At 42.5% G+C, this 12,824-nt stretch carries 10 protein-coding genes; 4 read left to right on the top strand and 6 right to left on the bottom strand.

Annotation, left to right across the window (positions count from 1 at the left end):
- Window positions 1-221: 221 nt before the first annotated feature.
- Together yciH and AB4513_RS17850 are read right to left on the bottom strand one after the other, a co-directional pair.
- A complete protein-coding gene (yciH, locus tag AB4513_RS17855; RefSeq protein WP_009845368.1) occupies window positions 222-533 on the bottom strand; it encodes a stress response translation initiation inhibitor YciH in 312 nt (103 codons plus the stop codon).
- Between the two features lie 4 nt (window positions 534-537).
- Entirely contained in the window at window positions 538-909 is a 372-nt protein-coding gene (locus AB4513_RS17850) for a DUF3319 domain-containing protein (RefSeq protein ID WP_029222765.1), read from the bottom strand.
- Between the two features lie 100 nt (window positions 910-1,009).
- Here AB4513_RS17850 and AB4513_RS17845 point away from each other — a divergent pair, with 100 nt between their 5' ends.
- Entirely contained in the window at window positions 1,010-1,978 is a 969-nt protein-coding gene (locus AB4513_RS17845) for a tyrosine-type recombinase/integrase (RefSeq protein ID WP_102257727.1), read from the top strand.
- Between the two features lie 188 nt (window positions 1,979-2,166).
- On the opposite strand, the gene AB4513_RS17840 is transcribed toward AB4513_RS17845, so the two are convergent.
- Window positions 2,167-3,162, bottom strand: coding sequence for a D-alanine--D-alanine ligase (locus AB4513_RS17840; RefSeq protein ID WP_017100556.1), 996 nt, complete (start codon window positions 3,160-3,162; stop codon window positions 2,167-2,169).
- A gap of 179 nt (window positions 3,163-3,341) precedes the next feature.
- Complete coding sequence (locus AB4513_RS17835; RefSeq protein ID WP_009845372.1) at window positions 3,342-3,905, bottom strand: SPOR domain-containing protein; 564 nt, start codon at window positions 3,903-3,905, stop codon at window positions 3,342-3,344.
- 216 nt (window positions 3,906-4,121) lie between these two features.
- Between AB4513_RS17835 and AB4513_RS17830 the strand changes: the two genes are divergently transcribed.
- Window positions 4,122-6,803, top strand: a complete 2,682-nt coding sequence (locus AB4513_RS17830) for a bifunctional acetate--CoA ligase family protein/GNAT family N-acetyltransferase (protein WP_102250455.1) — start codon at window positions 4,122-4,124, stop codon at window positions 6,801-6,803.
- Here the strand turns inward: AB4513_RS17830 and AB4513_RS17825 are convergent.
- On the bottom strand, window positions 6,795-7,682 hold the full coding sequence (locus tag AB4513_RS17825) for a LysR family transcriptional regulator (protein ID WP_017100554.1): 888 nt from the start codon (window positions 7,680-7,682) through the stop codon (window positions 6,795-6,797). The two genes, AB4513_RS17830 and AB4513_RS17825, sit on opposite strands and share 9 nt — an antisense overlap.
- A 224-nt stretch (window positions 7,683-7,906) precedes the next feature.
- Here AB4513_RS17825 and AB4513_RS17820 point away from each other — a divergent pair, with 224 nt between their 5' ends.
- A complete protein-coding gene (locus tag AB4513_RS17820; RefSeq protein ID WP_065679019.1) occupies window positions 7,907-10,045 on the top strand; it encodes a TonB-dependent hemoglobin/transferrin/lactoferrin family receptor in 2,139 nt (712 codons plus the stop codon).
- A gap of 424 nt (window positions 10,046-10,469) precedes the next feature.
- Here the strand turns inward: AB4513_RS17820 and galE are convergent, their stop codons facing one another.
- The gene (gene galE / locus AB4513_RS17815; protein WP_102257726.1) at window positions 10,470-11,483 is read right to left on the bottom strand and encodes a UDP-glucose 4-epimerase GalE; all 1,014 of its coding nucleotides are present in this window, start codon (window positions 11,481-11,483) and stop codon (window positions 10,470-10,472) included.
- A 460-nt stretch (window positions 11,484-11,943) separates the two neighbouring features.
- On the opposite strand from galE, the gene AB4513_RS17810 reads away from it, so the two are divergent.
- Window positions 11,944-12,687, top strand: a complete 744-nt coding sequence (locus AB4513_RS17810; protein WP_029223943.1) for a 5-oxoprolinase subunit PxpA — start codon at window positions 11,944-11,946, stop codon at window positions 12,685-12,687.
- The last annotated feature ends 137 nt before the right edge of the window (window positions 12,688-12,824 follow it).

The raw sequence follows: 12,824 nt of genomic DNA, 5'->3' as shown, positions 1-12,824 counted from the left end.
ATTACTAAATTGCTCTAACATGCTCAGTGCGTATTATGTACGTTATGTTAAATTGGTTTCGGTGTTTATAAGGCAGGTATCTTTATGTGATGCCCTGCCTTTATTTCATATCTGTACTCTCTGAATTCTACTGCGTATTTAACCATAGCGGTTATTTACCATAAAATACCTAATAACCAGTGATAATAATCTTCGATTTTACCCCCGGCATTAGTTAGAGCTTAACCGCCGGCAAATTTAACTTTGTAGCCTTTCTTTTCAAGATGCGCTTTGAGCTTGTCACGAGCGTCGCCTTGAATCTCGATGTTGCCATCTTTTACTGAGCCGCCACAACCACATACTTTTTTGAGTTCCGCAGCCATGAGTTTTAATGGCGCGTCATCTAGGTCTAAGCCTGTTACGATAGAAACGCCTTTGCCTTTACGGCCTTTGGTTTCTTTTTGGATTCGAACAATACCATCACCTTTAGGGCGCTGGACTTTCTCTTCTTCAGGTTTAATACGACCTGTTTCAGTTGAATATACTAGGCTCATAATTTTACTTCTTTTGCTGTGCTGCTTTTTGTTTTGCGAGTAAGAAAGCCTCTATATGACGCTGGATTGCAATCTTGCCACCTTTAATTAGGCGCCCGTTAAACATGCAATACCAAGCGTTAGGCTCACCGCTATCATTTTTAATTTGGTAACCATGGAAGTTTTCAGCTAAGCCACCACCAGACGCTCTCGACTTGTTTAACGCTGTGAATTCTTTCGGGTCAATAAGGGTCGCAGTATCAATCCACCAATCAATACTCTTTTTCACAGCAGGTAAATTGCCTTGAATAATGTTGTTTTTTAGCTTGGCACGCCAAACGGTGTTGTTTGCATCCGCTGATTGTAGAGGAACGCCTCGGTAAACTGAATTTGCCATATCCATTGATCATCGTTTTGTTTTCATTACGTTAATCATAAGTATACTTCTAATGATATCAAGCATAATATGGCAAAAACACCTGTTGAGGTACGGTAATTTGAGAAAAAAAGTCCCTAATTTATCGGACTCTGTGATAATTAATTCATTTGTTGAAAAATTAAACAGCCACGCGACAATTGAAATTATAGATGAGTTAACAGGATATCAGTACTCTCGAAACTCCTTGTTGGGTATCTACAGTGATTGGAATCGCTACCATGCGTTCTGTACTAAAAATCGTATTAACACACTTCCAGCATCCATCACTGCTGTTCGGCGTTTTCTTGAGACTGAATCCAGTGAAAGAAAATTCGCGTCTTTGAAACGTTACACTGCAACACTTAGCTTGTTGCATACTGTGTTGAGCTTTGCTAACCCAATCAAGCATAGGCAAGTTCGTTTTACCCTGCTCCACTTGCAATCTCGAATGGCTGGCGACGCTAAACAAACCAATGCCATGACATCCGCACACCTCACAGAGTTAAACACGTTACTTTCCCATGAGAAATCGAGCTTAAAAGAGATCAGAGATATCGCGATTTATAATGTGATGTTCGAGTGTGCTTTAAAGCGGTCTGAACTAAAGGCGTTGTCGATGGATAATGTGGAGAGCGTTGAGAATGACTACCAGATTACAATAAAAGGTTCAGTGTATAGGCTATCGCGAGTAGCAAGCGCCGCACTTGAGCGTTGGTTTTCGTTTACCGGAACACAAGACGAGTTGCCTGTATTTCGTGCGATAGATAAACATGAAAATATCAGTCTGCAAGCTTTAGATGATTCGTCGATCTACAGAATATTGAGAAGAGCAAGTGACTTACTTCAATTGGCTGACAACCACCATTTCTCCGGGAACTCTATTCGTGTAGGTGCCGCACAAGAACTATCGAAACAAGGCCTTAAGGTGAGAGAAATTCAAGATTTTGGTCGTTGGCTCAGCCCTGCAATGCCTGCGCAATATGTGGGTTATTCGGGTACCTCTGAGAGTGAGAAGATGAAGTTTAAAGCACTAATCCCTTGGCAATGAGCTGATGGCTTTGTTAAGAGGCGGCTTGTTTATCTACGGTTTTTTATAGGCAGATTGTTAAGTCAATCAACTGACTTTGCAAACCAAAAGCTTCCGACTTAAAAACAAATAGCGCCTTGGTAGATAAGCTCAAGGCGCTATTTGTTATCTAATGAGTTATATAAAACGGCTAAGATATTTTGGGTGAACTAAAAAATGCTTGTTCTCACGCAGTTTTCTAAGAACTGGCTGAATTTGTGGCCGTCATGTTCAACCATTTTTGGGAACATGGAAATTGGCGTCATACCTGGGAAGGTATTCACTTCGTTCAGGTAGATCTCATTGTCTTGTGTTAAGAAGAAATCGATACGAGACAAGTGACGAAGCTTCATCTGCGTGAATACCTTGCGGGCGCTGTCTGCAATCAATTCACGCTGTTCATCGGTTAAGTTAGTTGCTTCAACTTCAGTAATTGAGTGGCTGTCTGCACTGTACTTCTCTTCGTAAGAGTAAAATGCGCCATTAGGTGCAATCACCTCGCCTGGCTTGCTTATCTGTAGCTCGCCATCGATTTCATAAGCGGCAACTTCTAGCTCTCTTGGCACCACGGATTTCTCAATAAGCACTTGATCAGAGAAGGTAAATGCCTTGTTGATTGCTCCGCTTAATTCTTCTGCTTGATTGACTTGGTAACAGCCAACGGAAGATCCCTGACGAGCCGCTTTGACGAACACTTTCCCCCAACTTTCAAAGGCTTGTGTCGCCTGTGCATGAGCTAGTTCAGTGTTGTCGGATAAGAACAGATAAGGCGTATTTGGGATACCCAGAGCGTCGTACCAAAGTTTTGATGTGATTTTATTGAAGCTGTTGTTGCTTGCTTCAGAACCACAACCTAGGTACGGAATCTTAGCCATTTCAAACAGTGATTGAATGTCACCTGTTTCGCCCGGGAAACCATGAATACATGGAACAATGAAATCGACTTTTGATTCTAAGTTGTCGCCACGTAAGGTTTGATCGTTAATATCAAGATAAACCAACTCACCAGAATCAAGACACCAGCCTTCGTTTTTAATTTCAACTCTCACAACGTTAAAATCTGCAACGCTATTAAGTTGTTCAAAAAGGTAATTGGCTGAAACGATCGACACTTCATGCTCTGAAGATCCACCGCCGCAAAGTAGAAGGATGTTTGTGGTGTTCATGGGTAAATTCGGTCCTTGAAACTAGGAATACTGACTTCAATGATAAACAAAAGTCGAAATAGGTACAGTGTTTTGAATGCTAAAATCGTCATCTAAGGAGTGAGCGATTAACTATTAAACAAAACTAACCGTCATAAAACAAAAGAAGGAGCATTTGCTCCTTCTTTATGATTTAAAACTTAGTTTAACTTGTTAAGCGTTGGGTATTCAGAGTTCTTGATATCATCAATGCTCTTAACGAATGGCTTTAAGTTTTGAAAACTGCTCGGCAAAGATGAAATCGCCTTTTTAGCGTCTAAGCGTGTCGCGTAGTCACCGTAAAGTACAGTGAACCACTTCGTGCCGTTAACCATTTTGTAGTTTTCCCAAATTGGCTGGGAAGTGGTTGGTAGCATTTTTACAAAAGAATCGACTTTGGCTTGGCTGCCAACAGCAACAACTTGAACTGTGTAACCAAAGCGTTGGTTCATGTCTTGTTGCTTCTTGGTTGGAGCTGTAATTGTTGCAACCGGCTTAGCTCTAGTCGTGTGAGTGATTTTTTGTTCTACAGGTGTGGTTCTGACAACGTTGACCACGTTCTCTTCAACAACGGCAGTCTGCTCAGATTGAGATACAACTGGAGCTTCAACTTTAGCCGTTTTGAACTCTTCTTGATAGCTATCTGACGTTACATTGGTAACGTAGTTGTCAGATACACATGCAGCCAAGAGCAGTGGCAAAGTCACAATTGCAAGTTTTTTCATGGAAAGCTCTATATCCTTAATAATAATTACTATAAATCATGCCGATACGTCGGTTTAGAATCAAGTTAACTTTGAGATTATACACCATTAGTGGGTGACCTATTTCACAAACTTTATGCAGTGTCTGCTTATTCATCTTAATTCGGTGAATTTGCCATCAACCCGTGAATGAAAAGTAAGTTACGATGAACTTACGTGCATTGCTAGGATATGTCTATGAATCATCTTGATCCCCTACTTAAACCCCGTTCAATCGCTGTTGTTGGTGCATCTCAACGAGAAACGCGTGCAGGATATATCGTCATGAACAATCTGTTACACGGGGATTTTAAAGGTGCGGTGATGCCGGTAACACCAAAATACGATTCTGTCGCAGGCGTCCTCTCTTACAAAAACATCTTGTCGCTACCTATCGTGCCTGACCTTGCTATTTTGTGCACTAATGCGACACGCAATGTGGCTATTTTTGAAGAGTTGGCCGAGAAAGGCATCGCTTCCGTCATTGTGCTCTCCTCCGACATGCAACAGCAAAGTGATAGCGGTGAAACGTTTGATGAGAGATGTATTGCAATAGCCAAAGCAAACAATATTCGGGTACTTGGTTCCAATAGCTTGGGAGTTATTGTCCCGTGGTTAAATTTGAATGCCTCTTTTTCTCCGGTGACGGCGCTGCCAGGTAAAATCGCCTTTGTTTCTCAATCCGCTGCAGTGTGTACAACGATTCTAGATTGGGCGAACGATAAAGAGATCGGCTTCTCGGCGTTTATCTCGATAGGTAATGGCAGTGACATAGAATTCTCAGAGCTGTTGGATTATCTGAGTACCGACTCTCACACCGAAGCAATATTGCTTTATGTTGATAGTATTAAAGATGCGAGGCGCTTTATCTCTGCTGCGCGTGCTGCGTCACGTAATAGACGAATTCTAGTGTTAAAAGGCGGGCGAACCGCTAAAGGCCGGGCGGCGGCCATGCTACATACTGGCGGTGCCGATACGTTAGATATTATCTATGACTCAGCGATCCGACGCAGCGGCATGTTGCGAGTTAAGAACTTACATGAACTGTTTGCAGCGGTAGAGACTCTGACTCATTCAGTACCACTACGTGGAGAGCGCTTGGCTATTGTGACCAATGGGGGCGGCCCAGCGATCATGGCGGTGGATACCCTTTTTGACCGTGGTGGTAAACTTGCCGAGTTTTCTGAAGATACGCTAGAGAAACTCAATAAGGTTTTGCCATTGAGTTGGTCTCAGAGTAATCCAATCGATATTGTTGGTGACGCCGGTGAGCAACGTTATATCGATACGATAAACATCTTGTTAGATGGTGATGAAGCGGATGCGATTCTTATCATGCACAGCCCTTCTGCGATCGCACATTCAGCTAAAACAGCTGAACGAATTATTGAAGCCATTAAAAAGCATCCTCGCCACAAGCGATTTAACATTCTAACGAATTGGTCTGGTGAGCTAACAGCAAAGCCAGCACGAAAGTTGTTTACCGAAGCGGGTTTCCCAACCTATCGAACACCTGAAAGTTCAGTAGTCGCATTCATGCACTTGGTCGAGTACAGACGTAACCAACGTCAGTTAATGGAAACGCCAACCACGGCAGAAAAAGTCCATATTGAAGATCTAGCAGATGCAAAAAATTGGATAGAACGACAACTACTGGATAAAGACACAGTTAGCCTTGATACGCATCAAAATAGCCAATTTTTCAAGCACTTCAACCTAGATGTATTACCAACTTGGATAGCTTCTGACCCAAGTGAAGCGGTACATATTGCCGAAACGATTGGTTACCCAGTCGCAGTTAAACTACGTTCGCCAGACATTGCACATAAGTCGGACGTGCAAGGAGTCATGCTTAATTTAAGAAACAGCAATGAAGTCGCCAATGCGGCTCAGGCGATTCTCGATCGCTCTCAACTGTCGTTCCCTACTGCGCATATTCATGGCTTGTTAATTCAAGGAATGGCCAAACTCGCCGGCGGGCAGGAGCTACGTGTAAAAGTGACAACGGACGAAACCTTTGGTCCTATCATTTTACTTGGTCAAGGAGGTTCTGAATGGGATGAATCCATTGACGCTGCTGCAGCCTTTCCACCACTCAATATGACACTGGCGCGTTACTTGATCATTCGAGCGATAAAAAGCGGCAAGATTCGTCTGCAAAAACTACCTAACCCGATTGATATTGAAGGTCTCTCTGAATTGTTGGTGCGTATATCTCAGATGGTAGTAGATTGCCCTGAAATACATGATTTGGATATCCATCCAGTACTGGCCAACGGAGACAAGTTCACGATATTAGATGCCGATATCATCTTGAAAGCATACCAAGGCGATCCTCAAGAACGTCTTGCGATTCGCCCTTATCCAGTCGAATTGGAAGAGAATATCGTACTTAAGGACGGCACTGAGGTGTTGTTACGCCCGATCCTTCCTGAAGACGAGCCGCTTCATGCTGATTTTATTCATCGTGTATCCAAAGAAGACCTTTACAAGCGTTTCTTTAGTGATGTGGGTGAATTCAATCATGAGGCGTTGGCTAACTTTACTCAGATTGACTTTGATAGAGAAATTGCATTTGTGGTCGTTCGAAAGGAACAAGGCGTACCCGCGATTATTGGCGTATCGAGAGCGCTGATTAACCCAGAGAACACCGATGCAGAGTTTGCTATTCTGATACGTTCCGATCTGAAAGGCGTCGGATTAGGTCGCATTTTGATGACTAAGGTTATTGACTACTGTCGTACAAAGCAGACCAAGCAGATGTCGGGTATGACGATGCCGACCAACCGAGGGATGCTGACACTAGCCCAGAAGTTGGGCTTCGAGCTAGATATCAGTTTTGAAGACGGCACTGCAGATATGGTGTTGCCGTTACTTTAACGCCCATGTTTTTTTTAGGTGTTGAATACACCAAGACTTGGCGTCGCCCATTTTGTTACGTCGCCAAGCCATTACGATGTCGATAAGCTGTGGTTCGGTACCCGAAATCTGTTGTAGAACGCCAGATTCAATCAAAGGTTTAGCTACACTATTCGGTAAGGTGCCGATCCCTAACCCTGCAGTTAGAGCCTCTACCTTGGCTGGGAAGCTTGTTACGGTTAAACGTGGCTGCTTTTCTAGAATATTGATGCTTAATGCAGGTTGGTCACGCGCTGTATCTGCAATTGCGATAACCCTGTAACTTTCTCTCGCCTTTTGGTCGAAATCACCAGAACGCTTATGAACGTAGTGATTTGATGCTGCAACCCATACCATTTCCATCTTACCGATAATGTCACTTTTCATATCGTTTGGTATGGTGTCAACCTTTGGGCACACCAATAAATCAGCTCGGCCGTCTGAAAGAGATTCCCAACATCCAGCTAGAATCTCTTCTTGTAATCGAACCCTAGTTTTACTTATTTTTCCGAGTTCATCGACTAATGGGAAGAAATTAGCAATCGGAATAATGCCATCAAAGGCAATCGTTAAATCCAACTCCCAGCCATTGGCAAGAATACTCGCGTCATTAACGAGCTGTTCAGTGGCACCAAGAATGATCCTTCCTTGCTCTAATATTAACTGCCCCGCTTCCGTGAAATTTGCACGGTGGCCTGAGCGATCAAAAATCATAATATCTAAGTCTTGTTCTAGCTTCTGGATTTGATAACTCAATGAAGAAGGTGCTCGGTCCATTTCATTAGCCGCTGCCGCGAAGCTTCCACGACGATCAATGGCATCTAATATGTGTAAGGCTTCAAGTGTTATTGGGCTATGCATAACTTTCCTACTTTGTAAGTGAGATCTTAATCACAAAAAGAGAAGCATTCACGTAGTGAATGGAACTGAAAAACTCTTTTTAATACATGTGTTTAATGACGCTAATTATGAATTAGTTGATAATATTGAAAATTATTTAAATGCAAATAATAGTAATTATCATTTAGATCCAATATCATCTTTCGCAAATCAAGATGATATTATGGAACTAAGGTAACTATCAGATGTATAAGCAATCCCTACTCTCTGCTTCAATCGTTTTAGCGCTTTCATCAACATCAGCCTTTGCTGAAGATTATGCCCTATTTGACGAGGTTGTTGTATCAGCAACGCGTACTGAACAAAACAAAGAAGACGTTTCAAGCTCAATTGAGTCTGTATCTGCAAAAGATATAGATAATCAAATGTCTAGCGACATAAAGCAAGCTCTTCAATACACGCCAGGAGTAGAAGCTCAAGGCGGTGGCCGTTTTGGTATTTCAGGCTTTAACATCCGCGGTGTTGAAGGTGATCGCGTTAAACTTATGGTAGATGGAGTTCAACAACCTACACCATATAACCCTGGCGCTTCTGAGCAACGTAAATATTCGAATGCGATCGAAGTCGATACATTAAGTGTCATAGAGGTGAATAAAGGCCCTGCTTCTACGCTTTACGGTTCAGATGCCATTGGTGGTGCAGTACTGCTAAGAACTAAAAATCCAGAGGATATGCTTAGAACTGACGGGGATGAAAACCGTTTTGGCATCAAATCTACCTATACATCTGCAGATGAACAGTTCAAGAACACAGTTTCTTGGGCGATGCGTAAAGATAAGTTAGAAACGATCGTTATGGCGACATACGCTCAAGGCCACGAGACAGAAACTCATTCATCAGGAAGCGAAGTTCAAGGTCCAGATCGTGGTGCAGAGAACCCAGCAGATACGGAATTAAGTAATATCCTAGCCAAAGCATTCTACAATGTATCAGATTCAAATAAGGTTGGTATTACGGTTGAGCATTACCAACGTCAATATGATGAAGATGAGCTAAACTACAATGGCTATCAGCTTATGCCGGGCTTTGTATATACTGATAATTACAACAAAGACACCAACAAACGTTTTCGTGCAACATTGGAACAACAGCTTAAGCTAAGCTCTTCAATTGCTGACTCTTTAGACTGGTCTCTAAGTTACCAAGACTCAAGTACTCTGAATAAAAACTACGATACAACTCGCTTCAACGGACGTCGACTTCGTGAGCGTGATGCTTCTGATGTAAACATGCAAGTTGATACACAGCTTTCTAAGCTAGTGAATATTGATGGTGCGGATCACGAGTTCACATATGGTTTCACCTACCTGCAGAATGACTTTGAACTAGAAAACTACGACCATAAATTTGATCGAGGCACTGTTACACCGGGTAGCACTGGTATACCTGATGCAGAAATAACGCAATGGGGTGTGTTTGTTCAAGACCAAGCATTTTTCATGGAAGACAAGTTGATTGTAACTGGCGGTCTTCGTTATGACTCATTTGTTGCTGACCCATCAACGGATGAAGGCTACAAGACTCAATACGAGAAGAATAAAGATGACGCCGTCACAGCTAAGCTAGGTTCAGTTTACCACATCAATGACAACCTATCGGTATTTGGTCAAGTTGGGCAAGGGTTTAAAGCACCTTCAGTTTACGACCTCTACTACTTCTACACTCGAGGTGCCATCATTGAAGCTAACCCTAACTTGAAAGCAGAAAGAAGTATCTCTTACGAGCTTGGCCTTCGTGGCAATAATGAACATGCTCGCTTTGAACTAAGCACTTTCTACACAGATTACTCTGATTTCATTAACCAGACGAAATCGGGTAAACAAGGCGGTAAAGACGTATACACCAAAGAGAACTTAGATAAAGTGACTATCTATGGTGCAGAGCTTTCGTCAACGATTAATCTTGACACCCTGTTAGACGCACCATTTGGAACCTACACTCGTTTAGCTGTCGCTTATGCTGATGGTGAAGATAAATCTACAGGTAAATCCATTGATTCAGTAGCACCACTAACGGGTACGCTAGGTCTTGGTATCGAACGCGAGACTTTCGGTTCAGCTTTAAATGTTAAGATGGTTGCTGCGAAAGATGAGTGGAACTCTGATGACAACGTAAACGTGGCTGGATACACAGTTGTTGATTTGACTGCTTATTACCGCCCTGTCACGGATTTAACCTTGCGAGCGGGTCTATTCAACGCATTAGACAAAAAATATTGGCTGTACAATGACATGTCAGGCCGTGGGCACGATTCTAAGTTCAACACCGATATTAAGTCTCAACCGGGTCGTAACTGGGGTATATCTGCAAACTACGAGTTCTAACTGGTTAGAAATCTAGTTCGTTGTAGAGCTAAGTTTATTAAAGGCCTAGGTCATTAAAGATCTAGGTCGTTCCAGAATAAAGCCATACAAAAAAATACTGTAGAAACTAAAAAGCCAGCTTACGATAAGCTGGCTTTTGTTATTTCACTAAAAGTTGTATCAAAAAGGGGTAAAGTGAAATTATTTCTCTGCCATTTCTTTCTTTACCATTACTGCTGCAGCAATGATGAAAGTGATGATTAGGCCTAGTTCCATGATTAACTCCAAAGAAAATTAACATTAAACATATAATTCGCGAGCATGATAACAACAACCGATACAGAATGATACTTTTTAACCACCAAATCACTTTTTATTCGATTTAGATCAAAAAAGATGCCCTAGAGCATCTTTTTGTACGTTAACTATTCATGAAATCACTCAATCAACCAGGGAAACCATCAGGATTTGTTGATTGCCAGCGCCATGTATCTTCAGTCATTTCAGCCAATGTGCGTGTCGCATTCCACCCCAGTTCTTTCTGAGCTTTCGCTGGGTCGGCCCAACACTCTGCGATATCTCCTAGACGGCGCTCAACGAGTTTATAAGGTATCGCTTGACCGCTCGCTTTCTCGAAGGCTTTAACCATATCTAATACACTTGAACCGTTGCCAGTACCCAGATTATAGATGTGAAGACCGTCTTTACGCCCTACTTTCTCAAGTGCTGCAATGTGTCCATCAGACAGATCCATAACGTGGATGTAATCACGAACACCAGTGCCATCCTTTGTTGGGTAATCACTACCAAATACAGATAGGAATTCACGTCGGCCAACTGCAACTTGAGATACAAATGGCATTAGGTTGTTTGGAATACCACTTGGGTCTTCACCGAGTTCACCACTTGGGTGTGAACCTACGGGGTTAAAGTAACGTAATAACGTAATGCTCCAATCGGGGTTAGCCTTTTGGAAGTCAGTTAAGCACTCTTCAACCATGAGCTTGCTACGACCGTAAGGATTGGTTGCGCTTGTGGGAAAATCTTCTGTGATAGGAACACTAGCAGGATCGCCATAAACCGTTGCTGAAGAGCTGAATACTAATATTTTTACGTCAGCGTCACGCATTGCATCGACAAGGACTAACGTGCCATTTACATTGTTATCGTAGTATTCGAGAGGTTTGGTAACAGATTCGCCAACCGCTTTCAGGCCCGCAAAATGAATAACAGCTTCAATATTGTGTTGCTTCATGGTTTCAGTTAAAAGCGCTTTATCACGAATATCACCTTCAATGAAATCAGGACGAACGCCAGATACTTTTTCGATACGTTCTAAAACGCTTGGTTTACTGTTATACAAGTTATCGAAAAGTACAGGTGTCATACCTGCGTTAATCATCTGGATACTTGTGTGGCTACCAATGTAGCCCATGCCACCTGTAACTAAAACATTCATGTTTAGCGGACCTTTTAATTAAAAACACTCAACCTACCTCTTATGATACAACAGCTTAGGGTTGAGTCACAAACGCCTATGGCAGATACACCGCACGAGAGAACGAAAACTGACCTTTACCTTGAATTTCACTTAGACGTACACCTCAGCGCCAACCTTCAGAATTACATCAATGTCGCCATATGATTCATCACCTTACGTTTGCTCCCTAAACCGGAAACAAAATAGATGAAGCGCTGTTTGTCGAACACTTGTTTTTCAATTATCTTTAACCATAGTTTCTATACGTCATTGATGAAAGGAAGCATTTTTCACAATCCATTCTTTAGCGGGTTTGATACATGCCGTGACCTCATAGTAAATGCAGTTCTTGGTGTCGAAAATTTGAGTTAGGTCACTGTTTATTTATGGTATTTATAAGACCGTCATTACTCACCTCAACGTAAAGGGTTAGCACCACGTGACAACGAAGATTTTGCTTAATTGCGACATGGGAGAAAGTTTCGGCAATTGGAAGATGGGCGATGACGAGTCGGTCATGGAATGGGTCGATATGGCAAACATCGCTTGTGGCTTTCACGCGTCTGATCCGCACGTTATGTCTAAGACCATAAAACTGGCGCAGTACTATCACACCCAAATTGGTGCCCACCCTGGTTATCAAGATTTAGTTGGGTTTGGTCGCCGTTCTATTCCTCATACCATGGACGAGATCAGTGAGCTAGTTTGTTATCAAGTCGGTGCACTACAAGCGCTGTGCCGCTATCACCACACCTCTGTTGGCTATGTGAAACCTCATGGCGCCCTTTACAACGATATGATGGCGAACATTGATGTGTTTAATGCCGTTGCCCAAGCCGTCGCTGAATTTAACATCCCCTTGATGATTCTCTCTTCATCAGACAATCAACAGTATCTAGATATTGCTGACGATCATGACTTACCCCTCTTGTTTGAAGCGTTTGCCGACCGTGCATACTTGAATAATGGGCAGTTATCGCCGCGAACTCAAAAAGGCTCGGTTTACGTCAACCAAGACGACATCTACAACCAAGTCATGCAAATCATTAACTACGGTTCAGTCACGACCATTGAAGGTGAAAGACTGCCTATTGAAGCCGATACCATTTGTGTTCATGGTGATAACCCCCAATCCATCGCATTAATTAGAAAAATCAGACAAGACCTCAACGCTTTTAACTAATATGAAGCGTGTGATTGGTATGACGCATGGCCTTATCGCTCGCCTTACGAGCACCTAACCAATTGCTCGTAAGGTCTAATTGCTTTGTATTGGTTTGGACACGGAAGTTAGAAACGCCAAATAAGCAAATAAGCAAA

This window comes from Vibrio sp. 10N.222.54.E6 (assembly GCF_041473955.1).
Taxonomy (GTDB): domain Bacteria; phylum Pseudomonadota; class Gammaproteobacteria; order Enterobacterales; family Vibrionaceae; genus Vibrio; species Vibrio tasmaniensis_A.
Note: the sequence above shows the minus strand (reverse complement) of the source record. Positions and strands in the feature narration are given on the sequence as shown.